We start from the raw sequence: 23,846 nt of genomic DNA, 5'->3' as shown, positions 1-23,846 counted from the left end.
ACTACAGCAGCGCTTTCGCTTTCGCGACCACGTTGTCCACGGTGAAGCCAAACTCTTCAAACAGCTGCTCCGCCGGCGCAGACTCACCGAAGGTGGTCATGCCAACGATCGCGCCGTTCAGGCCCACGTATTTGAACCAGTAGTCGGCGATACCCGCTTCGATGGCCACGCGCGCAGAGACGGCTTTCGGCAGCACGGCTTCACGGTAAGCGGCATCCTGCCTGTCGAACGCGTCGGTGGACGGCATGGAAACCACGCGCGCCTTCACGCCTTCGGCAGTCAGTTTTTCGTAAGCGGCAACCGCCAGCTCCACTTCAGAACCGGTGGCGATGAAGATCAGCTCCGGCTGTCCCGCGCAGTCTTTCAGCACGTAGCCGCCGCGGGCGACGTTCGCCAGCTGCTCTTCGGTACGCTCCTGCTGCGCCAGGTTCTGACGGGAGAGGATCAGCGCGGTCGGGCCGTCCTGACGCTGCACGCCGTATTTCCACGCAATGGCGGATTCCACCTGGTCGCACGGACGCCATGTTGACATATTCGGGGTGACGCGCAGGGAAGCCACCTGCTCAACCGGCTGGTGCGTCGGGCCGTCTTCGCCCAGACCGATGGAGTCGTGGGTGTAGACCATCACCTGACGCTGCTTCATCAGCGCCGCCATACGTACCGCGTTACGCGCGTACTCGACGAACATCAGGAAGGTGGAGGTGTACGGCAGGAAACCGCCGTGCAGGGCGATACCGTTGGCAATCGCGGTCATACCGAATTCACGCACGCCGTAGTGGATATAGTTACCGGCAGCGTCTTCGTTGATGGCCTTAGAGCCGGACCACAGGGTCAGGTTACTTGGCGCCAGGTCAGCGGAGCCGCCGAGGAACTCAGGCAGCAGCGGGCCGAAGGCTTCAATGGCGTTCTGGGACGCTTTACGGCTGGCGATTTTCGCCGGGTTAGCCTGCAGCTTCGCGATGAATTCGTTCGCTTTCGCGTCGAAATCAGCCGGCATCTCGCCTTTCATACGGCGGGTAAACTCGGCGGCTTCCTGCGGGAAGGCTCTGGCGTAGGCAGCGAATTTCTCGTTCCACGCGGACTCTTTCGCCTGGCCGGCTTCTTTGGCATCCCACTGGGCATAGATTTCAGACGGGATTTCAAACGCCGGGTGTTTCCAGCCGAGCGCTTCGCGGGTCAGCGCGATTTCCGCGTCGCCCAGCGGCGCGCCATGGGAGTCGTGGGTACCGGCTTTGTTCGGCGAACCGAAACCGATGATGGTTTTGCACATCAGCAGGGACGGTTTGTCGGTAACCGCACGCGCTTCCTCTACCGCGCGTTTAATCGAGTCAGCATCGTGACCGTCAACGCCGCGCACCACGTGCCAGCCGTAGGCTTCAAAACGCTTCGCGGTGTCATCGGTGAACCAGCCTTCGACGTGACCGTCGATGGAGATGCCGTTGTCGTCATAGAACGCCACCAGCTTGCCCAGTTTCAGGGTACCGGCCAGAGAACATACCTCGTGAGAGATACCTTCCATCATGCAGCCGTCGCCCATGAACGCGTAGGTGAAGTGGTCAACAATGTCGTGGCCCGGGCGGTTGAACTGCGCCGCCAGAGTTTTCTCCGCGATGGCCATACCAACCGCATTCGCAATACCCTGCCCCAGCGGACCGGTGGTGGTTTCCACGCCCGCGGTGTAGCTGACTTCCGGGTGACCCGGCGTTTTAGAGTGCAGCTGACGGAAGTTCTTCAGCTCTTCAATCGGCAGATCATAACCGGTGAGGTGCAGCAGGCTGTAAATCAGCATGGAACCGTGGCCGTTGGACAGGACAAAACGGTCGCGGTCGGCCCATGACGGGTTCTGCGGGTTATGATTCAGGAAATCACGCCACAGGACTTCGGCAATGTCAGCCATACCCATCGGGGCACCCGGGTGACCGGATTTGGCTTTCTGTACTGCGTCCATGCTCAGCGCTCGCAGCGCGTTGGCGCACAGGCTGCGGGTGGTTTTTGTGGTATTCATAAGTCTCTTTTCCTGCCCTTACAGCATCTGCTGAATCTGATTTTCCAGTTTGACCTGATCGACCGCGAACAGGCGGATACCTTCCGCCAGTTTTTCCACCGCCATCGGATCCTGATGATGCTGCCAGAGGAACTCCGCCTGAGTCATCGGGCTGGGGCGGGTTTCCGTCACGCAGCCGGGCGCCAGCTGGCGACTCAGCGCGCCTTCGCTGGCGGCCAGTTCATCAAGCAGCGCCGGGGAGATAGTCAGGCGATCGCAGCCCGCCAGCGCCTGGATCTGCTCGATACGGCGGAAGCTGGCCCCCATCACCACGGTGTCGTAGCCGTGCGATTTGTAGTACTGATAAATCTGGCGCACGGAAACCACGCCCGGATCGCTGTCGACCTGATACTCCGACTGCGGTTGGTTTTTCTGATACCAGTCGTAAATACGCCCCACGAACGGCGAGATTAAAAAGACGCCCGCTTCGGCGCAGGCCCGCGCCTGGGCAAAGGAGAACAGCAGGGTCAGGTTACAGTTGATACCGCTTTGTTCCAGCTCCTCTGCGGCGCGAATCCCCTCCCAGGTGGCGGCAAGTTTGATAAGGATGCGTTCCGGCCCGATGCCGTTCTTTTCATACATCTGAATAAGCTTGCGCGCCTTCGACACGCACATCCCGCGATCCCAGGCAAAACGGGCATCGACTTCGGTAGAAATACGCCCCGGCACATGACGCAGTACCTCGGTACCGATATCCACCGCCACCTGATCGCAGGCGTTTATCAGCTGCGTTTCCGGGCTGCCGCCCTGCCGACGCGCCTTGCCGATTGCGTCGGCAATCAGCGCCTGATACTGCGGGAGCTGCGCGGCCTTCAGCACCAGTGAAGGGTTGGTGGTCGCATCCTGCGGGGCAAATTTTTTAATCGATTCGATATCGCCGGTGTCGGCAACCACCGTGGTGTATTTTTTCAGTTCGTCTAACTGGCTCATAGTCTGTTCCTTATATTACGACTGCGGATATTAATCTCTGGCGTGCTGGTGTTCGTAATAGTCGATACGCTCCACTTTCGACGCGGAGCCGCCGCCTTCATATTCGGATTCAAGCCAGGCCTGAATAATTTTTTTGCCCAACTCCGGGCCAATCACGCGCGCGCCAAGAGTGATAATCTGCGCGTTATTACTTTTGCGCGCCCGCTCGGCGGAGAAAGTATCGTGGCACTGGGCGGCTCGTACCCCCGGCACTTTATTTGCCACAATGCTCATTCCAATGCCTGTGCCGCAAATCAGGATGCCGCGATCGTGCTCGCCCTGCTTTATTGACATTGCCACCGCGTGGGCAACATCCGGATAGACCATGCTGCCCTGGCGTTTATCGCTGCTGTAATCCGCGACCTTAATTCCCTGCCCATTCAGATAAGCGACGATAGCGTCGCGAAAAGCATAGGCGGCATCATCCGCACCAATAGCGATTGTTTTCATGATAATTTCCTTAATTTAGCTGTACGTCTTAATTTAGTTCCGGATAAAAAAAGATTTGGTCGCCGCGCTGAATATCCTGGGGGACGTCACCATTGAGATGCACCATCCCCGGTAATTCAGCGGTGGCAGCGCCATCAAATTTTAAAGTGATATGGCCAAGCCGTTTTAAATTTGCCGTTGCAACGCTACCTACCGCCGTGACTCGATAAATAGTCTCATTTATTTTCATTATCTGCCCGGGTGACAATTCAGCTGTCAGCTCACTGCTCTGATGTACGGCGCAATACATCGCAATATCGTCAGGAACGGATTCAGAAAATAAAATCAGCTGATGCTCCTGTAGAGAGTTTTTGACATATTCCCCGACAGCCGTGATAAGTAATGAATACAACGGCGCGATCATATTATTTGTTCCCTTTGGTGGCAGGCGAAGATAATGTCACTTTCTCTTCACTGGTTTCTTCTTTTACTGGTTCAACCCTCGGCGCGCGCTTTTTCAGACGTTTATCAAACCAGGCCACCAGTATCGGCGCGGTAATCATGGTGATGATGCTCGCCGTCGCCAGCTGCGCGGTCGCGGCATCCACGTACATCGCCAGCGAGGGGTCGGCCTGAGCCACCATTGCCGGCGTCAGCGCAGAGCTGGCGGCGGTTGTCCCCAGCGCGGCGCCCAGCGCGGTTTTCTTCTTCAGGAACAGGTTGTAGATAAAATAGAACACAATGCCGGTTAGCGCAGAGATAATGCCAAGCAGGATCCCGGACAGTCCGGCGGTAAAGACCGTGTTAATGCTGGAATTGGCGCCGATGGCAAACGACATAATAATGATAATCAGCGGCTGAGCGGCGGCGCACAGCTGTTTGAAACGATCATCAAGGTTGCCCCATAGCATACCAATCAGCAGCGGGATCAGCATCGATAGCAGCGCGGCGAAAGGAATATTGGCCAGGCCGCTGACCCCCAGCACCATCATGGTAACAAAGGGCCCATCCTTGACGCAGAAGACGGAGATCGCCCCGGCGTCGCTGGCATCGCCGTAGTTGCTGCACAGCGCGATATATAGCGAGCTGTTGGAGCTGGTTAAGCAGGCAATCAGCGCCAGGGTCGAAATACCGAGGAAACCGTTGGGGCCAAACATCGCTCCGGCCACCCATACGGCCAGCGCGCCGGCGAGGCATTTCAGGAACAGCAGCACCGCGCCTTTATAGAGCGGCAAGCCGGCCTGGCGGATATTGATCGAGGTACCGCAAATTAGCAGAAAAATCCCCATCATTGCGCTGGAACCAACCTTGAATAATGCGGTCGTCGGGCCGCCGATGCCCAGGACTTCCGGCGCAAAGGTATTAATAAGAATCGCCGCGAGCAACGGAATAATAATTAAACCGCCTGGCACCTTATTCATCTTCTCTAATATATTTATGTTCATAGGGTAACTCATAAATTATGATTTAACAGAGATAACGACGCAATACTACCCGGACGACCATTACGTCGTTTTTTATTTATATGACCGGTGGGTTATAGCTGCGCTTCTTTATAAATTCTTTCAACAATAGTACTAATAATATCTTCTGGTCCGGTTAAACCGCCTTTACCGACGCAAATCAATCCCGCATAATCGCCGCCGATAATACGCACCATATCGGTTTGCGGTATCACGTAGTCAATCATTTCAATCCCGGTAGCGCCGAGCTCTTTAAGAACATTCACCATCGTATCGCCACCGGTCATATACAGGCCTTTAATTTCTCCGGCTGCGCAGTTAAGCACGTCACGAACAATATTCCCCAGTCCCTGGTTAATATTTTCCGCAGCCTGTCCGTGGGCCAGCCCAAAGCGCTGCTCTTCTTCCTGAAGATTCAGCAGCCGCCCGGTTAACGCGGATTCAAAAACGAAGATGGCGTTCTGCTGTGCCGGCACGCACTGCCGGGCATGCTGCACCACGCGATTCACTTCGATTTCAGCGGCGTTTTTCCTGTCAACCAGCAGTTCGGCATCAACAGGAATGTGACATACTCTTTCGTCATTAGCGATCAGATGCTGAAGCTGCTTTTTAGTCACCGGCGTGGCGCTACCGGCAACCACCAGAATCGAACCGCGCGGGTTTTCCGCCCCTGACGACGCTGTCGCGCTGCTGCGCGCTTCCCGCATCAGGCCACGACGGACCGCAAGCCGCTCGGTAAAAGGCCCCGGGTCGACCGCCAGCACGTTCCAGTTCAGTGCCACCACCGCCCCGGCAATCGCATCGACATCGTCAACGGTAATCGCATCAACGACGATCACCCGCACGCCGCGCTGCTGCTGTTCCTGGAGATCCCGCTGCAGTTGCCCCTCGCCTTTCATCACCGAGGCCAGCGCGATATGTCCGACCTGATGATGGGTCTGCGCCGCCAGCAATCCCGGCACCCAGGATTCGGTAACCGGGGTACGTACATCGCGTGCGACATCGGTTCGCGAAAGCGCGACGGAGTCAATTACCGAATAGCCGCCAACCAGAATACGCCGCGACTGCGGCATCGCCGGCACGACGACGGCAACCGTTTCCAGCGGCAATTGTTCCAGCATGGCGTCAATTTCAAAGCCGATACCGCCGCGCAGCGTGGTATCAATACGCTTGGTAAAGTAGTGCGCGCCGCGCGCCTGCAGCTGCTTCACCGCGGCGCTGACCTGCTGCTGGGCTTCCGCTTTCGGCAAAGGACGGCTGTCGCTGCTGACGACCATCGCCGGATACTCCACCTCATTGCGGGCGAAGGATTCAGTATCGAAGAACGCGGCGGTTTTTAACCCGCTACGCGCCAGCAGCACCCCGACGGTGGTCGCACCGGTCAGATCGTCGGCCACGATCCCCAGCTTACCGCCTTCCCCCTGCGGCCAGATCATTTCAATACAGGCGGGCGTCACGCCGGAGACGTAGATTCCTTCATGAATAAACTCCGCCAGCGGGCCACTTTTACCGGTGGGATGGAGGTTAATCGTCGGAATACCGCGTTTGGGATAGAGACCGCAGCGTAGCGTGCCGCCGCAGTCGATAACCATCAGGCCGATCTCCTCTTCCGGCGGCTCGCCATTTTTAAATACGTCGACGGAAGGCCAGCCGGTCAGTTCGCTCAGGCGCTCAACAACCGGGGGACAAATCCCCCCGGTGATATAAGCAATCTTTTTCGCCTGGCTAATATTAATGGTCAGCGGCCCGCCCCAGCCCTTACAGCCTTTGCTAATTAACAGATGTTTTTCCATTTCTCTGCCCTTTTGCTTCGCATTAACCTCAGCGATTAGTGGTTTTTCATTTTCCAGTAGCTCACCGCGGCCATCGTGGACTCCAGCATACTGACGGTGCCCGCTTTACCGGTGCCGGCAATATCAAACGCCGTGCCGTGGTCTACCGAGCTACGCATAAACGGCAGGCCAAAGGTAATGGTCACGGAACGCTCAAAATCGAGGGTTTTACAGGCGATATGCCCCTGATCGTGGTAAAGCGAGAGGATGGCGTCATAGCGCCCCTGTTTACCCAGATGGAAGACGGAATCTGCCGGCACCGGGCCGATGGCGTTAATCCCCATTTCCTGCGCCGCTTTGACTGCCGGGATGAGGTTATCGGCTTCTTCGTGGCCAAACAGGCCGTTGTCTGAACCATGCGGATTCAGCGCGGCTACCGCAATGCGCGGATTTTTGATATTTAGCGCGGTGAACTCATGGTGGATCTGCTGCACGCAGGCCAGAACGCGCTCTTTATTGGCGTAATCGCAGGCGTCTTTAAGCGCCATATGACGGCTCACGAAGAAGACCCGCAGGTTATGAACGTGGAACATGGTCAGGCCATAATCGGATTGCGTTTCAACCTGATAGATCTCGGTATGACCCGGCAGTTTACACCCCGCCAGCTTGATTGCTTCTTTATGAATCGGCGCGGTAGAGACCACATCGATCAGGCCGGCTTTCCCCAGTTCGATAGATTTCAGAACATAGTCCAGCGACATCTGCCCCGCCAGCTTCTGCACTTTGCCCCATTCAATGCTCTCGCAGTCATAATCATCGGTTTCCAGCACGTCCAGCGTACCCCAGCTGAAGCGAGCTTCCTGCGGATGGCTAATTTTGTTAATCGGAAAATCACAGCCCATGATTTTCATTGCTCTGGCGATAATCGGCGCTGAGCCAATCAAAAAAGGTTTGCACTCGTCGTAGACGCTTTTCTCCATCATCGTCGCGACTGAAATCTCCGGACCAATCCCGGCAGGATCGCCAATGGTAAGTGCGACAACGGGCTTTTTCTCTTGTGACATCGTGGACCTCTCGTAGTGAAAATCGGTTTGTTCATATGTTCAATAGTGAATCATATGGTCAAAACATTACCTGATGATTGAGAGGTTATTGGTGATTTAGATCACATAAAAAAATCCATAGATTTATTTTATAAAAAAATGTGATCTAACATATGTTCATTGGGTGATAAAAAGTTCAATCTCACTCATAAGCGAAAGCCATTTCACGACAAGCTATTGATTTACCTATTACGGAGAACAAAATGGAACAAATCTGGTTAGGAACCAGCTGGAAAATGAACAAACCGTTATCGCAAGCCATGGCCTTTTGTGAAACGCTGGCGCAGCGGTTACCGCAGGTGAGGCATCCGAAAATCCAGCCGTTTATTATTCCCCCTTTCACCGCCATTTATCCCGTCAGCCAGTATCTACAGCAGCATCAGATCCCCTGCCTGACCGGCGCGCAGAATATGCATGAAGCGGAAAACGGCGCCTGGACCGGTGAAATATCCGCCGCCATGCTGGCTGAAACCGGCGCCGCCCTGGTCGAGCTTGGTCACTCCGAGCGTCGCGGCGCGTTCAATGAATCCGACGCCGCCATTAACCAAAAAGTACATCGCGCCCTGCGTCATGGCCTTCGGCCTCTGATCTGTATCGGCGACAGCGCCGATGAAAAACGCTGGCAGGTCTCACGGGAAACGGTAGTGCGGCAGATGAAAATCGCGCTTTATGGCCTGAATGAACAGCAGGTTTTACACACTCTGGTTGCCTATGAGCCCATATGGGCTATCGGCGAACACGGCACGCCGGCGACGCCGGAGCAGGCCGCAGAGATCCACCGGGCGCTGCGTCAGGCGTTATGCGAGACCTTCAGCGAAGAAATCGGACGGCGCGTTCCCCTGCTGTACGGCGGTAGCGTCAATCGGCAAAATGCCGTAGAACTCCTTCAGCAGGATGACATTAACGGACTGTTTATTGGCCGCGCGGCATGGGATGCCAACGGCTATTGCGACATTGTTCAACGCGTTACAGAGGAATTTATTCTTCAGGCGCAGTAGTATTAGGGAGACATCAAAGATGGAAACACCAGGCGATAACTATGACTGAACAAGACTCAGATTATGCGCTGCTGACAGAAATTGCCGTGGCCTATTACGATCAGGAGCAAACCCAGGAAGAGATTGCAAAACGCTTTGGGATCTCACGCATTAAGGTCGGTCGGCTGCTGAAAAAAGCTCGCCACGAAGGAATTGTCGAGATCAGCGTGAAATACCACCCGGTCTTCAGCTCCCAGATTGAGCAGCAGTTTATCTCCCATTTCGGCATCAAGCGCGCGCTTATCGCCCTGGACCATCACGACGAGGATGAACAGCGCCAGCAGGTCGCGGCGCTGGTCAGCAACTATCTCGCCGGGATCCTCAAAAGCGATATGACGGTGACCGTCGGGCAGGGTCGCAACGTCGCCGCCGTGGCCAACCACGTGGGGATTTTTCCGGAGCGCAACTGTCGCTTTATTTGCGGTATCGGCGGCACCAAGCGCGACAACCAGCTGATCGATGCCGATCACATCAGTCGAAACCTGGCGCGTAAATTCAACGGTTTTAGCGAAACGCTGTACGCCCCGGCCTATGTCGAAACGCCGGAACTGCGCTCGGCGTTTATGCAAAACCGGCTGATTAAAGCCACGCTCGAACAGGCCAGCAAGGCGGATGTCGCCATCATTGGCCTTGGCGATATGAATGAAAATAGCTTTATGGTGCAGCTCGGCTGGTTCTCCCCACAGGAGATTGCGACCGCGCGCCAGGAACAGGGCGTAGTGGGCGATCTCGCCGGCTATAGTTTTTTCAATATCCAGGGTAAACCGGTTGATACGGTGATGAACGATCGGGTTATCGGCCTGAGCCTTGAACAGCTCCGCGCCATCCCGTGCGTGATCGCCATTGCTTCGGAAAGCACCAAGGCAACGGCGATTCTCGGCGCGCTGCGCACCGGCGTGATTGACGTGCTGGCCACCAGCGCATCCAATGCCCGGGCGGTGATTAATATGCAGAAGGCGCTATGAATAAAGGGCGCCGCGGCGTCCTGAATTTCATGAGCGACCTGCCCTGGCGATTGTCGTACGCTTTTTCTCGGGCGGTGGCAAAAGCGTGGATTATTTCTTGTCCTGGTTTTCGTTAAGACAGCAGCAAGCTTTCCCGCAACATAATTCAGCGGCTTCCACAACGCGCTCAGCACGATAAGCGGGCCGAACCTCGCCGAACCGCCCCTACTGCGGCCAAAATTATCGCGACAGATATTGCTAATGGGCTATCCATAGCCACTCCTGTTTTCCGTAACGCTGTAGTGATGAGGTTGCGTTTATCCTGCCAGCTGTTTAAGCAGCTTTTCCACAAAGCACGGTACCACTTCGCTTGCCAGGCCATAGTGTTTTTCGGCAAATTCGCTGCCCACCTGGCTTGGCTCGAGGTTGAGCTCTACCGTATGGGCGCCCTGCAGCCGCGCTTCGTGAACAAAGCCTGCCGCCGGATAAACGTGCCCGGAAGTGCCGATGGCGATAAAGATATCGCACTCGGCCAGCGCAAGGTAGATCTCATCCATATCCAGCGGCATCTCGCCGAACCACACCACGTGCGGGCGCAGCGGCGCGGGGAACTGGCAGCAGTGGCATTTGTCCTCCGTCGTCACATCGCCGGTCCACGCCAGCACCTGGCCGCTCCACGAGCAGCGCACCTTCAGCAGCTCGCCGTGCATATGAATCACCCGGCGATTGCCCGCGCGCTCGTGCAGATTATCGATATTCTGGGTGACCAGCAGAAAACGATCGCCCAGCGCCTCTTCCAGCCGCGCCAGCGCCTGATGCGCCGCGTTGGGCACGATGTCCGGTCCTTGCAGCTGGCGGCGGCGGTCATTGTAAAACGCCTGCACCAGCGCCGGATCGCGGGCGAAGCCTTCCGGCGTCGCCACGTCTTCCACCCTATGCTCTTCCCACAGGCCATCGGCGGCGCGGAAGGTTTTAATTCCCGACTCTGCCGAAATACCCGCGCCGGTTAGCACCACGACTCTTGGTTTTTCCATCGTTTCAGGGGTCTCCTTATCTTCGCCGAAGAAAATCCGCTGACGCAGACGGTCTCGTAACCGACGCTTATTGCGGCGAAATCGGCTTAATCGATGTAAGCGGCGCGACTGCATAGCTACCTCTGTCGTTATTGAGTCAGATGAAGGAAGGCCGCACCGCGCATGCCTCCGGCATCGCCATGGCGCGCGCGCTCAATGCGCGGCACGCCGGCAACGGGAAGCAGATGTCGCGGCAGGCGCTGCGCCAGCCCTTCGGTTATTGCTGTAAAGTTAGACAATCCACCGCCAAGCACCAGCAGATCCGGGTCGACAATCGTTAAAATATTGCCCAGGCATACCGCCAGTAAATCGAGATAGCGCTCGACGTGCTCGCGCGCCTTCGCGTCGCCCTGCTGCCATAGCGCGACGATCTCGGGCGAGGTTAAAGCGTGTTGGTAAAAATGTTCATACAGCCAGGCGAAGCCGCGTCCGGAAAGGTAGTTTTCAATGCAGCCCAGCTGGCCGCAGCCGCAGCGCGTAAGCGGAAAATCGCGCCCCACCACCTCCAGCGCATCCACCGGCAGGCGGATATGGCCGAATTCGCCGGTAATATAGCGATGCCCGGTAATCGATTTTCCGTTGAGCACCAGCCCCCCGCCAACCCCGGTGCCGAGGATCATCCCCATCACCAGCGGATATTGGGTGAACTCGTCATCCCACGCTTCGGAGAGGGCAAAACAGTTGGCGTCGTTATCAAGCCGCACATCGCGGCCCAGACGTTCGCTCAGATCGGCCCGCAGCCGCCTGCCGCTGGCGGCGGGCACGTTGGCGGCGTAGAGCGTGCCGTCTTCCGTCTCCGGCATGCCCGGAATACCGATGCCCACCGAGCCCTGGCAGCCGAAGCGCTGGTCGGCTTCTTCAACCAGCTCCTCTACCGCCTGCAAAAATGCTTCGTAGCTCTCTTTCGGCGTGGCGACGCGTTTTTCCCACTGCAGCCGCCGCGATTTATCAAATACGCCCAGCGCTATCTTGCTGCCGCCAATGTCAAATCCATAGTACATTTCAGCAATTCCTCTTTACTGGTCAGCAAAGCCGACCATGACGATAAATTACTGGCCACTCAGCACCCTCGCCGGGTCAATGCGGCTGGCGCGGCGGGCGGGATACCAGCTGGCCAGCAAACTCAGCAACAGTGCCGTCACCAGCACGTAAACGACGTCCAGCCAGTGCAGTTCAGACGGCAGGAAGTCAATAAAATAGATGTCGCCGGAGAGGAATTTATGCCCGATCAGGTTCTCAATACCGTTAATGATTGCGGTCAGCTTAAAGGCGCAGATAACGCCAATCGCCACCCCAATCAGGCTCCCTACCGAACCGGCAAGTAAACCATACCATACGAAAATCGCGCGGATCAGCCCGTCTTTTGCGCCAAGCGTGCGCAGCACCGCAATATCGCCGCTTTTATCTTTCACCGCCATCACCAGGGTCGAGACGATGTTAAAGCAGGCCACGCCAATCACCAGCACCATCGCCAGGTACATAATGGCGCGGATCATCTGAATGTCCCGGTACATATAGCCGTAGGTGCCTATCCAGCTCTTGATATAAACGTAGCTATTGGTCACCTGGCCCGCATCGCGTACCAGGGTGTTGGCATGAAACACATCGGTCACTTTGATGGCGATCCCCGTCACGCTGCTGCCCATATCAAGGTACTGCTGCGCATCCTGCATGGGAATCATGGCAAAACTATGATCGAGCTGACCGCTGAGCTGCAAAATACCGGCGACGTGAAGCCTGACGCGCTTTGGCTGCAGCAGCTGATGCTCGGCATCGGAGTTAGGGATCATAATTGACACCCAGTCCCCCTGCTTAACGTGCAGGGCATCGGCGACGCCTTTACCGAGGATCACCTGCTGTTCGCCGGCTTTAAAGCTGGCCCACGCATTGTTCTGCACAAAGTTGGGCAGCGAACTGAGACGGCTCTCCTGCTGCGGGTCAACGCCTTTCACCTGGATGGCGCGCATATTGCTGCCGCTCTCCACCAGCCCGGTGAAGTTAATATATGGCGCCGCGGCAACGATGCCTTTGACCTTCTCAACCTTCGCCAGCGCCTCGTTCCAGTTGTTCCACGGCTGGTTCACCGGTTCAATCTCACCGTGCGGGACCACCGCCAGAATGCGGTTGTTGAGCTCGCGTTCGAAGCCGTTCATCGCGCTCAGGCCAACGATCAACACCGCCACGCCCAGCGCGATACCGATCGTCGAAATAACCGAAATCAGCGACACCATCCCACCGCGCCGCCGTCCACGGCTGAAGCGCAGGGCAATCAATAACGATAACGGAGAAGCCATTACTCAGCCCCCATCAGGGAGAGTTCGGCTGTCAGGCGCCCGTCGCGCATCTCCAGCTGGCGGCTCATGCGTTTTGCCAGCTGCAGGTCGTGGGTCACCACCAGGAAGGCGGTACGCTGCGCCACGTTCAGCTCGCCAAGCAGCTGAAAAATGCTGTCGGCGTTGCGGGCGTCAAGGTTACCGGTGGGCTCGTCCGCCAGCACCAGGCGCGGTTTATTGACCAGCGCACGGGCAATCGCAACGCGCTGACGCTCGCCGCCGGAGAGCTCCGACGGACGGTGGTCGCTGCGGTGCTCAAGCCCGACGGCGCGCAGCATCGCTTTCGCCTGCCGCTCGATATCCGCCGCCTTCTGCTTACCAATCAGCAGCGGCATCGCCACGTTTTCCAGCGCGGTGAAATCCGGTAAGAGGTGGTGAAACTGATAGATAAAGCCCAGTTCGCGGTTGCGCAGATCGGCGCGGGCGGCGGCGGAGAGCTGGCTCATCGGCTGGCCGGAAAAGATAACGTCGCCGGAGGTCGGCGTATCCAGCCCGCCAAGCAGATGCAGCAGCGTACTTTTGCCGGAACCGGAGGTACCGACAATCGCCATCATCTCACCCTCCTCAATGCTGAAGCTGACATCATGCAACACGTCGGTTTGCACGGTGCCTTCCTGATAGCGTTTGCACAGGTTGTCGCATTGCAGCAGGATCTTATTCATAACGTAAAGCCTCAGCGGGTTGAGTGGCGGCAGCGCGCCATGAAGGATACAACGTAGAGAGTAATGCCAGCACCATTGCCACCAGGGCAATCACAATGACCTGCAGCGGCTCAATGGCCACCGGCAGCGCGGCGCCGTCGAGGAACGCGCCGATAATCGGCATCAAATTATTCAGCTGGCTGGCCAGCAGCGCGCCCAGCCCGGCGCCAAGCAGCGCGCCGACGATCCCGGCGCTGGCCCCCTGAACCATAAAGACCAGCATGATCTGCCGCGGCGTCAGGCCGAGGGTCTGGAGAATCGCCACCTCGCCCTGTTTTTCCATCACCATCATTCCCAGAGAGGTAATGATGTTAAAAGCGGCGACGGCGACGATCAGGCTCAGCAGCAGGCCCATCATATTTTTTTCCATCCGCACGGCCTGGAACAGCTCGCCTTTACGCTCGCGCCAGTCCTGCCATTTGGTCCCTTCCGGCAGCGTCTGCTGGCTGAGAGTATCCACCTGTAAAGGCTGATTCAGCCACAGCCGCCAGCCGGTAATATTTCCCTGCGGGTAGCGCATCAGGCGCGAGGCGTCGTCGATGTTGGTCAACATTTGATAACCATCGACTTCACTGCTGGCGGCAAAGGTACCGATTACGTTAAACAGGCGCTGGCTGGGAAGCCGCCCCATCGGGGTAAACTGGCTGGCGGAAGGCACCATCACGCGGATTTGATCGCCGCGATTGACGCCCAGCTGTCCTGCCAGCTGCTCGCCCAGGATGACGTTATACTTGCCGGCCTGCAGATCGCTCTGCTTGACGTTAACCAGGTAGGGCGTCAGGGGATCTTTTTGCGCCGGGTCGATGCCGAGCATCACGCCGACCGCCACGCTGCGGGCGCTTTGCAGTACAACATCGCCGGTGGTCAGCGGCGCCACGCGGGTGACCCCCTGTAATCTGGCCGCGCTTTCCGGCAGCTGTTGCGGGTTTACAGACCCCTGCTTGGCGCTAAGAATGGCCTGCGGCATCAGCCCCAGGATGTTGTTTTGCAGCTCGCGTTCAAAGCCGTTCATCACCGAAAGAACGGTCACCAGCGCCATCACGCCAAGCGTAATGCCGATGGTCGAAAGCCAGGAGACGAAACGACCGAAGCGGTCGGCTGCGCGCCCACGCATATAGCGAAGGCCGATAAAGAGTGCGGCAGGTTGATACATGTAATCCATCTGATTGCTGATAGCCGATGCCCGAGTATATAAGCGATTATGGGCAGCGTAAATGACTGATACCTGTAGATTTTATTGACAAAAATAGCAAAACATCAATATAAACAACAAGATAGACAGGTAAGTCATTATTTAACTTTACGCTTATCGGAGTTCGTTACATTTTTGGCCACGACAGGATGTTTGCGATACGGGTTGGCGAATCCGGGTCGATCGCGGATAATCTCACTATTGAATATCAGCGAGTTGCCCTCCATATCGGCAGAGCGAATACCCAAGAGATCATGATACCGTCTATGCCTGAACAATACCGATACTCTCTGCCGGTTAAAGCCGGCGATCAGCGCCAGATTGGCGAACTGACCGGCGCGGCCTGCGCCACTCTGGTGGCGGAAATGGCCGAGCGCCACGGCGGCCCGGTGGTACTGATTGCCCCCGATATGCAAAACGCCCTGCGTCTGAATGATGAAATCAGGCAGTTTACCGATAGCATGGTGGCGGGCCTGGCGGATTGGGAAACCCTCCCCTACGATAGCTTTTCCCCGCACCAGGACATTATCTCTTCCCGTCTCGCCACCCTGTACCAGCTCCCGACCATGGAACGCGGCGTACTAATTATCCCGGTCAGCACCCTGATGCAGCGCGTCTGTCCGCATAATTTCCTCCACGGCCACGCGCTGGTGATGAAAAAAGGCCAGCGCCTGTCGCGGGATGCGCTGCGCTCCCAGCTGGATAGCGCCGGCTATCGTCACGTCGACCAGGTGATGGAGCACGGCGAGTACGCCACGCGTGGCGCATTGCTTGACCTGTTTCCTATGGGCAGCGAGCAGCCCTACCGTCTCGATTTTTTTGATGATGAGATAGACAGCCTGCGTCTGTTCGACGTCGACAGCCAGCGTACGCTGGAGGAAGTCGCCAGCATTAACCTGCTTCCGGCGCACGAATTCCCGACGGATCAGGCCGCTATCGAGCTATTCCGCAGCCAGTGGCGCGACCGCTTTGAGGTCAAACGCGACGCCGAGCATATTTATCAGCAGGTCAGTAAAGGCACGCTGCCCGCGGGAATCGAATACTGGCAGCCGCTGTTCTTTAACGAGCCGCTGCCGCCGCTGTTCAGCTATTTCCCGGCGAAAACGCTGATCGTTAATACCGGCGATCTGGAGGCCAGCGCCGAACGCTTCCAGAACGAAACCCGCGCCCGCTTTGAAAACCGCGGCGTCGACCCGATGCGCCCGCTTTTGCCGCCGGAACAGCTGTGGCTGCGCAGCGATGAGCTGTTTAGCGAGCTCAAAAAATGGCCGCGCGTCCAGCTCAAAACCGAGCGTCTGGCGGAAAAAGCCGCCAACACCAATCTCGGTTATCAGAAATTACCCGAGCTGGCGATCCAGGCGCAGAACAAAGCGCCGCTGGATAACCTGCGCCGATTCCTCGAGTCCTTCAGCGGGCCGGTGATTTTTTCGGTCGAGAGCGAGGGGCGTCGAGAGGCGCTTGGCGAAATGCTGGCGCGTATTAAGATCGCGCCAAAGCATATCCTGCGTCTTGAAGAGGCGACGGGTAATGGCCGCTATCTGATGATCGGCGCCGCCGAGCATGGTTTCGTCGATAGCCAGCGTAATCTGGCGCTGATTTGCGAAAGCGACCTGCTGGGCGAGCGCGTCGCGCGCCGTCGTCAGGACTCTCGCCGCACCATCAATCCCGATACGTTGATTCGTAACCTGGCGGAGCTGCATATCGGCCAACCGGTGGTGCATCTTGAGCATGGAGTTGGGCGCTACGCCGGAATGACCACCCTTGAAGCGGGCGGCATCAACGGCGAATACCTGATGCTGACCTACGCCAACGATGCCAAACTGTACGTGCCGGTGTCGTCGCTGCATCTGATTAGCCGCTATGCGGGCGGCGCGGAAGAGAATGCGCCGCTGCATAAACTGGGCGGCGACGTCTGGGCGCGGGCGCGGCAGAAAGCGGCCGAGAAAGTGCGCGACGTGGCCGCCGAACTGCTGGATATCTACGCTCAGCGTGCGGCGAAAGCGGGCTACGCGTTTAAACATGATAAAGAGCAATATCAACTGTTCTGCGACGGCTTCCCGTTCGAGACCACGCCCGATCAGGCGCAGGCTATTAACGCCGTACTAAGCGATATGTGTCAGCCGCTGGCGATGGACCGTCTGGTGTGCGGCGATGTCGGCTTCGGCAAAACGGAAGTGGCGATGCGCGCCGCGTTTCTGGCGGTTGAAAACCATAAGCAGGTGGCGGTGCTGGTGCCGACCACCCTGCTCGCCCAGCAGCACTTCGATAACTTTCGCGATCGCTTCGCCAACTGGCCGGTGCGCATCGAGATGCTCTCGCGCTTTCGTAGCGCCAAAGAGCAGGCGCAGATCCTCGAGCAGGTCGCGGAAGGGAAAGTCGATATTCTTATCGGCACCCATAAACTGCTGCAGCCGGACGTTAAGCTGCGCGATCTCGGCCTGCTGATTGTTGATGAAGAGCACCGCTTCGGCGTGCGCCATAAAGAGCGCATCAAGGCGATGCGCGCCGACGTCGATATCCTGACCCTGACCGCCACGCCTATTCCGCGTACGCTGAATATGGCGATGAGCGGTATGCGCGATCTGTCGATCATCGCCACCCCGCCCGCCCGCCGTCTGGCGGTCAAAACCTTCGTCCGCGAATATGACGCGCTGGTGGTCCGCGAGGCGATCCTGCGTGAGGTACTGCGCGGCGGCCAGGTTTACTACCTCTATAATGACGTGGAAAACATCCAGAAAGCCGCCGAGAGGCTGGCGGAGCTGGTGCCGGAAGCGCGCATTACCATCGGTCACGGCCAGATGCGCGAGCGCGAACTCGAACGGGTGATGAACGATTTCCATCACCAGCGCTTTAACGTGCTGGTGTGCACCACCATTATCGAAACCGGGATCGACATTCCAACGGCGAACACCATTATTATCGAGCGCGCCGATCACTTCGGTCTCGCACAGCTGCACCAGCTACGCGGTCGCGTCGGTCGTTCGCACCATCAGGCCTATGCCTGGCTGCTGACCCCGCATCCGAAGGCGATGACCACCGATGCGCAAAAACGCCTTGAGGCGATTGCATCGCTGGAAGATCTCGGCGCTGGTTTCGCGCTGGCAACGCATGACCTCGAAATTCGCGGCGCGGGTGAACTGTTGGGCGAGGATCAGAGCGGTTCCATGGAAACCATCGGCTTCTCCCTCTATATGGAGCTGCTGGAAAATGCCGTTGACGCGCTGAAAGCAGGCCGCGAACCCTCGCTGGAGGATCTTACCAGTCAGCAGACCGAAGTTGAGCTACGGATGCCGTCGCTGCTCCCGGATGACTTTATCCCGGATGTGAATACGCGCCTGTCGTTCTACAAACGCATTGCCAGCGCGAAGAACGAGAATGAGCTGGAGGAGATCAAAGTCGAGCTTATCGATCGCTTTGGCCTGCTGCCCGACCCGGCAAGAAACCTGCTCGATATCGCCCGACTGCGCCAGCAGGCGCAGAAGCTGGGGATCCGCAAGCTGGAGAGCAACGAAAAGGGCGGCACCATTGAGTTTAACGAGAAGAATAACGTGAATCCGATGTGGCTGATTGGCCTGTTGCAAAAGCAGCCTCAGCACTATCGCCTGGATGGCCCAACGCGCCTCAAGTTTACGCAGGACCTTGCCGAGCGTAAAACGCGGATGGAGTGGGTGCGCCAGTTTATGCGCCAGCTCGAAGAGAACGCCGCCGCCTGATAGCAGGCGGGATACGGCCTGTGCGTCGTATCCCGCCCCTCCTCACTTGTTCGGCAAAATTTACAAACATTTTGCAATCCCTCTTAACTTCCAGACACTCGCTTCGCCATAATCTCAGAGACTTTTCGTATAAAAATAACCACTTACTTATTATGGAATTAGGGTGATGAAAAGCTTTACGCGAATTTCTCTCTGGCTGGGGATGATAGCTATCGCCGCCGCGCTGGCGCTGCCCGCTCGCGCCAATACCTGGCCCCTGCCGCCTCCGGGCAGCCGTCTGGTCGGGCAAAACCAGTTTCATGTCGTCGAGAATAACGGCGGCTCGCTCGAAGCGATCGCCAAAAAGTACAACGTCGGTTTTCTGGCCCTGCTCCAGGCTAACCCCGGGGTGGATCCGTATGTTCCACGAGCCGGTAGCGTGCTGACGATTCCGCTGCAAACCCTGCTGCCCGACGCGCCGCGCGAAGGATTAGTCCTTAACCTGGCCGAACTTCGCCTCTATTACTATCCGCCAGGAAGAAGTGAAGTGACCGTTTATCCTATCGGCATTGGCCAGCTCGGCGGCGACACCATCACGCCGACAATGGTTACCACCGTCTCCGACAAACGCGCCAACCCGACCTGGACGCCGACGGCCAATATTCGCGCCCGCTATAAAGCAATGGGCATTGACCTGCCCGCCGTCATGCCCGCTGGCCCGGATAACCCCATGGGGCACCACGCTATTCGCCTGGCGGCGTACGGCGGCGTGTATCTGCTGCACGGCACCAACGCCGACTTCGGCATCGGCATGCGCGTCAGCTCCGGCTGTATTCGCCTGCGCGATGACGACATCAAAGCGTTGTACAACGAAATCACCCCTGGCACCAGGGTGACGATTATCAATACGCCAATCAAGGTGTCCGTGGAGCCGAACGGCACCCGTCTGGTGGAGGTCCATCAGCCGCTGTCAAAACATATTGATGACGACCCGCAGACGCTGCCGATTACCCTTACCGACAGCATGCAGGCGTTTAAGCAGGCACAGTTAACCGACACCGAGGTAATGGAACGCGCGATGATGCTGCGTTCGGGCATGCCGATTGACGTCACCCGCCACCATCGCGTAACGGAGCAGTCGCTCTAGTTCGCTAAACTGCCGACGAAAAAAAACCGCCTTCAGTTCACTGAGGCGGTTTTTTTATGGCAATAATCAAACAGAGTCCTGCTTTTCTGCGGGTTGCGGCGCCATATAAGGGGTGGGCACCGCCTCTCGTCAGAGAACAACGTACTTCTTACTTTATGCGGACTGCTGAAGGGGGTCAGATCCGCGCGTAGTCAGTGGCATAACAGGGGTAGCGCAACAATTATTTGTAGATAACCGCAGTCCCGTGAAGGGTGTTAGGACCGGTTACGGACGTAATACGGTAAGAGGTTGCGCCCATCTCTTCCGCTTTTTGCGCCAGCTGATCTTCCAGCGAACCCAGGTTGGTCCCGGCTGAGGCGGAAACGGTACCGATTTTATGCTGACCCGCCGGCGTTGACTGAACTTCTACAGCGGCGAAGCTGGCGAAAGAGAGTGAGCTAAGAACAGCGGCGATAGCGAGTGTTTTAACGTTTTTCATGATTGTTATACCTGTGCAGATGAATGTTTTTGTAGGGGCGAACGCATTTAATTAACGATCGATAGGGAAATGATAATGTGATCTACATCACACGTCAAAATATTTTTATAACGACCGTTTAACTATTTATAAACAGCTTAAAATTCATACATATATGAATTATTTATTTTTAGAGCAACATCGCTGGTAGCACGTAAGGTTTATTTTTATAATGCCCTTTCAACAAACCAACACAGGTACAGCGGCACCATGACAACTGACGTTCAAAGTTGCACAAAAAAAAGCCGTGGCCGACCTAAAGTGTTCGACAGGGAAGCGGCGCTGGATAAGGCCATGACACTCTTCTGGCAGCACGGCTATGAAGCGACCTCTCTCGCCGATTTAGTGGAGGCGACGGGCGCAAAAGCGCCTACGCTCTACGCGGAATTTGTGAATAAAGAGGGGTTGTTTCGCGCGGTGCTGGATCGCTACATCGCGCGTTTTGCCGCCAGGCACGAAGCGCTCCTCTTTGACGAAGAGAAAAGCGTCGATCGAGCATTACGCGACTACTTCACCGCCGTCGCGACTTGCTTTACCAGCAAAGAAACGCCGGCAGGCTGCTTTATGATTAATACCTCCGCAGCGCTGGCGGCGGCGTCCACCGATATCGCCAATACCGTTAAGTCCCGGCACGCGATGCAGGAACAAACGCTAACGCAGTTTCTCCAGCAGCGGCAGCTGCGCGGCGAGCTGCCGCCAGACGGCGACGTACGTCAGCTGGCGCAGTTCCTTAACTGCATATTACAAGGCATGTCGATCAGCGCCCGCGAAGGCGCCGACTTCACTAAAATCATGCAAATCGCCGAAACCACGCTGCGTCTGTGGCCCCAGGTTCTTCAGCGCTAAGACCTCGCTTACCGGTGGGCTCCCCACCGGTTCCCCTCCCCTTTATCCCTACATAACGCAATGTTTTCAGTCATTTATTTTGTTCATTTCGCGAGAATGATATTGATAACAATAATCAATACGGGCAAAATTCGGTGTTAAACGTTTCTGTATATTTCACCATGTAACAACCGGTACGCCCGTACCGAATAACGAAAACAACGATATCGTAAGCCCTAAATAATTCGAGTTGCAGGACATGGCGCTTGTGCCTTGATCTGCGCTAGCGCTGGCCCCGTAGGGGCGAGGCCCATGGATGGGCCGAGTAATCCGCAGTCAACACACCTGCAACTTGAAGAATGAGGGGCATAAACTCATAAAAGGAATGAGCATGAACAAGCGTCTCTGGGTGCTTAACCCACTGCTGCTGGCAACCGCCCTGCCCGCCTGGGCCGCTGATGACAGCATGATCGTCAGCGCAAACCGAACGCACCGCACCGTCGCTGAAATGGCCCAGACCACCTGGGTTATCGAAGGCCAGGAAATTGAACAGCAAGTTCAGGGCGGAAAAGAATTTAAAGACGTGCTGGCGCAGCTGATCCCCGGCATCGACGTCAGCAGCCAGGGACGCACCAACTACGGCATGAATATGCGCGGCCGCGCGATCGTCGTGCTGATTGACGGCGTTCGCCTTAACTCCTCCCGTACCGACAGCCGCCAGCTGGATTCTATCGATCCGTTTAACATTGAGCATATCGAGGTGATCTCCGGCGCCACATCGCTGTACGGCGGCGGTAGTACCGGCGGCCTTATTAATATCGTCACCAAAAAGGGCCAGCAGGAGCGTCAGGTCGATCTGGAGCTGGGGAGCAAAACCGGTTTTGCCAACAGCAACGATCATGATGAACGCGTGGCGGCAGCGGTCAGCGGCGGTACCGACCACGCTTCCGGCCGTTTATCGGTCGCCTATCAGCGTTTTGGCGGCTGGTATGATGGCAATAATGATGCGCTGATCCTTGATAATACCCAGACCGGGCTTCAGCATTCCGACCGCCTGGATGTGATGGGAACGGGAACCATTGAGATTGACGAGAACCGTCAGCTGCAGCTGGTAACCCAGTACTATAAAAGCCAGGGCGACGATTACGGTCTGTACCTCGGGAAAAATATGTCGGCGGTGACCGGCGACGGCAAAGCCTTTACCACCGATGGCCTGAACTCCGACCGCGTCCCCGGCACCGAACGTCACCTGATAAGCCTGCAGTATTCCGATGCCGATTTCCTCGGCCAGAATCTGGTCAGCCAGGTCTATTATCGTGATGAATCCCTGACTTTTTACCCTTTCCCTACGCTCAGCAAAGGCCAGGTCAGCAGCTTCTCCTCTTCAAAGCAGGATACCGATCAGTACGGCGCGAAGATCACCCTGAATAGCCAGCCGCTGGATGGCTGGGATCTGACCTGGGGAGTGGACGCCGACCACGAAACCTTCAACGCCAATCAGATGTTCTTCGATTTGGGCCAGTCTATGTCTTCCGGCGGTCTGAATAACCAGGCTATCTACACCACCGGCCGTTATCCCGGCTACAGCATTACCAACCTGGCGCCGTTCCTGCAGTCCAGCTATGACCTGAACGACATCTTCACTATCAGCGGCGGCGTACGTTATCAGTGGACGGAAAACCGGGTCGATGATTTTGTCGGCTATGCCCAGCAGCAGGATGTCGCCAGCGGCAAGGTCAGCTCAGCGGATGCCATTCCGGGCGGAAAAACCGATTACGACAACTTCCTGTTTAACGCCGGGATTGTCGCCCATCTCACCGATCGCCAGCAGACCTGGTTTAACTTCTCTCAGGGCGTTGAGCTGCCGGATCCGGGCAAATACTACGGCATCGGAAAGTACGGCGCGGCGGTCAACGGCCATCTTCCGCTTATCTCAAGCGTGAACGTTGGCGATTCGCCGCTGCAGGGAATTAAAGTTAACTCGTACGAACTGGGCTGGCGCTACACCGGTGATAATCTGCGCACTCAGCTGGCGGCTTACTACTCGACCTCCGATAAAACGATCGTCGTTAACCGTACCGATATGACCATCGATGTGCAGTCCGATAAACGCCGTATTTATGGCGTAGAGGGCGCGGTGGACTACTACTTCCCGAACAGCGACTGGAGCGCCGGAGCTAACTTTAACGTGCTGAAATCGCAGGTGAAAAGCGACGGTAGCTGGCAGAAGTGGGACGTCACTCTCGCCTCGCCGTCAAAAGCCACCGCGTGGGTGGGCTGGGCGCCGGAGCCGTGGTCGCTGCGGGTGCAAAGCCAGCAGGTGTTTGATATCAGCGATGCCAGCGGCAACAAGCTCGACGGCTACAATACGGTAGACTTTATCGGCAGCTACGCGCTCCCTCTCGGCAAGCTGACCTTCAGCATTGAGAACCTGCTCAATGAAGATTATGTCACCGTCTGGGGCCAGCGCGCGCCGCTGCTGTATAGCCCGACCTACGGCAGCAGCTCTCTCTACGAGTATAAAGGTCGCGGACGCACCTTCGGCCTGAACTACGCTTTGAGCTTCTGATAAAAAAGCCCCTCAGCCAGAGAGCCTGAGGGGCGA

19 protein-coding genes and 1 pseudogene are annotated in these 23,846 nt (G+C 56.9%); 6 read left to right on the top strand and 14 right to left on the bottom strand.

The features are described from left to right. Position 1: 1 nt before the first annotated feature. The 7 genes from tkt to pdxA form a co-directional block, all read right to left on the bottom strand. The gene (gene tkt, locus F8562_RS27115; RefSeq protein ID WP_151891955.1) at positions 2 to 2,005 is read right to left on the bottom strand and encodes a transketolase; all 2,004 of its coding nucleotides are present in this window, start codon (positions 2,003 to 2,005) and stop codon (positions 2 to 4) included. Between the two features lie 18 nt (positions 2,006 to 2,023). Continuing rightward, positions 2,024 to 2,974 carry a transaldolase gene (tal, locus tag F8562_RS27110; RefSeq protein WP_014228865.1) on the bottom strand — a complete coding sequence of 317 codons (951 nt, stop codon included), beginning with the start codon at positions 2,972 to 2,974 and terminating at the stop codon, positions 2,024 to 2,026. Between the two features lie 30 nt (positions 2,975 to 3,004). Continuing rightward, the gene (gene rpiB / locus F8562_RS27105; RefSeq protein ID WP_014228864.1) at positions 3,005 to 3,463 is read right to left on the bottom strand and encodes a ribose 5-phosphate isomerase B; all 459 of its coding nucleotides are present in this window, start codon (positions 3,461 to 3,463) and stop codon (positions 3,005 to 3,007) included. A gap of 28 nt (positions 3,464 to 3,491) precedes the next feature. Next, on the bottom strand, positions 3,492 to 3,866 hold the full coding sequence (locus F8562_RS27100; protein WP_014228863.1) for a PTS glucitol/sorbitol transporter subunit IIA: 375 nt from the start codon (positions 3,864 to 3,866) through the stop codon (positions 3,492 to 3,494). A gap of 1 nt (position 3,867) precedes the next feature. Next, a complete protein-coding gene (locus F8562_RS27095; RefSeq protein ID WP_014228862.1) occupies positions 3,868 to 4,887 on the bottom strand; it encodes a 2-keto-3-deoxygluconate permease in 1,020 nt (339 codons plus the stop codon). A 92-nt stretch (positions 4,888 to 4,979) separates the two neighbouring features. Continuing rightward, on the bottom strand, positions 4,980 to 6,698 hold the full coding sequence (locus F8562_RS27090) for a four-carbon acid sugar kinase family protein (protein WP_014228861.1): 1,719 nt from the start codon (positions 6,696 to 6,698) through the stop codon (positions 4,980 to 4,982). A 35-nt stretch (positions 6,699 to 6,733) separates the two neighbouring features. After that, complete coding sequence (gene pdxA, locus F8562_RS27085) at positions 6,734 to 7,741, bottom strand: 4-hydroxythreonine-4-phosphate dehydrogenase PdxA (protein ID WP_014228860.1); 1,008 nt, start codon at positions 7,739 to 7,741, stop codon at positions 6,734 to 6,736. 242 nt (positions 7,742 to 7,983) lie between these two features. On the opposite strand from pdxA, the gene F8562_RS27080 reads away from it, so the two are divergent. Both F8562_RS27080 and F8562_RS27075 read left to right on the top strand, forming a co-directional pair. Beyond that, the gene (locus tag F8562_RS27080; protein ID WP_014228859.1) at positions 7,984 to 8,778 is read left to right on the top strand and encodes a triose-phosphate isomerase; all 795 of its coding nucleotides are present in this window, start codon (positions 7,984 to 7,986) and stop codon (positions 8,776 to 8,778) included. A 41-nt stretch (positions 8,779 to 8,819) separates the two neighbouring features. Then, on the top strand, positions 8,820 to 9,782 hold the full coding sequence (locus F8562_RS27075; RefSeq protein WP_004101147.1) for a sugar-binding transcriptional regulator: 963 nt from the start codon (positions 8,820 to 8,822) through the stop codon (positions 9,780 to 9,782). A 296-nt stretch (positions 9,783 to 10,078) separates the two neighbouring features. On the opposite strand, the gene cobB is transcribed toward F8562_RS27075, so the two are convergent. The 6 genes and pseudogenes from cobB to F8562_RS29825 form a co-directional block, all read right to left on the bottom strand. Continuing rightward, positions 10,079 to 10,909 (bottom strand): Sir2 family NAD+-dependent deacetylase, encoded by an 831-nt coding sequence (gene cobB / locus F8562_RS27070; RefSeq protein ID WP_014838101.1) that lies wholly within the window; start codon positions 10,907 to 10,909, stop codon positions 10,079 to 10,081. Between the two features lie 14 nt (positions 10,910 to 10,923). Beyond that, positions 10,924 to 11,835 (bottom strand): N-acetylglucosamine kinase, encoded by a 912-nt coding sequence (gene nagK / locus F8562_RS27065; protein ID WP_014228857.1) that lies wholly within the window; start codon positions 11,833 to 11,835, stop codon positions 10,924 to 10,926. Between the two features lie 48 nt (positions 11,836 to 11,883). Next, positions 11,884 to 13,128, bottom strand: a complete 1,245-nt coding sequence (lolE, locus tag F8562_RS27060) for a lipoprotein-releasing ABC transporter permease subunit LolE (RefSeq protein ID WP_014228856.1) — start codon at positions 13,126 to 13,128, stop codon at positions 11,884 to 11,886. Beyond that, positions 13,128 to 13,829 (bottom strand): lipoprotein-releasing ABC transporter ATP-binding protein LolD, encoded by a 702-nt coding sequence (gene lolD, locus F8562_RS27055; protein ID WP_014228855.1) that lies wholly within the window; start codon positions 13,827 to 13,829, stop codon positions 13,128 to 13,130. The genes lolE and lolD overlap by 1 nt, the downstream gene beginning before the upstream one ends. After that, positions 13,822 to 15,021 (bottom strand): lipoprotein-releasing ABC transporter permease subunit LolC, encoded by a 1,200-nt coding sequence (gene lolC / locus F8562_RS27050; protein ID WP_004849945.1) that lies wholly within the window; start codon positions 15,019 to 15,021, stop codon positions 13,822 to 13,824. The genes lolD and lolC overlap by 8 nt, the downstream gene beginning before the upstream one ends. Before the next feature lie 200 nt (positions 15,022 to 15,221). Beyond that, positions 15,222 to 15,287 (bottom strand): annotated as a pseudogene (locus F8562_RS29825) (hypothetical protein); the annotation flags it as partial. Between the two features lie 39 nt (positions 15,288 to 15,326). Here F8562_RS29825 and mfd point away from each other — a divergent pair. After that, complete coding sequence (mfd, locus tag F8562_RS27045) at positions 15,327 to 18,773, top strand: transcription-repair coupling factor (RefSeq protein ID WP_014228854.1); 3,447 nt, start codon at positions 15,327 to 15,329, stop codon at positions 18,771 to 18,773. A 166-nt stretch (positions 18,774 to 18,939) separates the two neighbouring features. Continuing rightward, positions 18,940 to 19,899 (top strand): L,D-transpeptidase LdtC, encoded by a 960-nt coding sequence (gene ldtC, locus F8562_RS27040; RefSeq protein WP_014838097.1) that lies wholly within the window; start codon positions 18,940 to 18,942, stop codon positions 19,897 to 19,899. Between the two features lie 220 nt (positions 19,900 to 20,119). Here the strand turns inward: ldtC and bhsA are convergent, their stop codons facing one another. After that, positions 20,120 to 20,377: a multiple stress resistance protein BhsA gene (bhsA, locus tag F8562_RS27035; protein ID WP_004131427.1), complete on the bottom strand. Its 258-nt coding sequence runs from the start codon at positions 20,375 to 20,377 to the stop codon at positions 20,120 to 20,122. A gap of 249 nt (positions 20,378 to 20,626) precedes the next feature. Here bhsA and F8562_RS27030 point away from each other — a divergent pair, with 249 nt between their 5' ends. Both F8562_RS27030 and F8562_RS27025 read left to right on the top strand, forming a co-directional pair. After that, positions 20,627 to 21,262, top strand: coding sequence for a TetR/AcrR family transcriptional regulator (locus tag F8562_RS27030; RefSeq protein WP_004849937.1), 636 nt, complete (start codon positions 20,627 to 20,629; stop codon positions 21,260 to 21,262). Between the two features lie 370 nt (positions 21,263 to 21,632). Then, entirely contained in the window at positions 21,633 to 23,810 is a 2,178-nt protein-coding gene (locus F8562_RS27025; RefSeq protein ID WP_014228851.1) for a TonB-dependent siderophore receptor, read from the top strand. Positions 23,811 to 23,846 lie beyond the last annotated feature (36 nt).

This window comes from Klebsiella sp. RCJ4 (genome assembly GCF_009025755.1).
In the GTDB taxonomy this organism is placed as follows: domain Bacteria; phylum Pseudomonadota; class Gammaproteobacteria; order Enterobacterales; family Enterobacteriaceae; genus Klebsiella; species Klebsiella michiganensis.
This window is presented reverse-complemented; position numbering and strand designations above follow the sequence as displayed.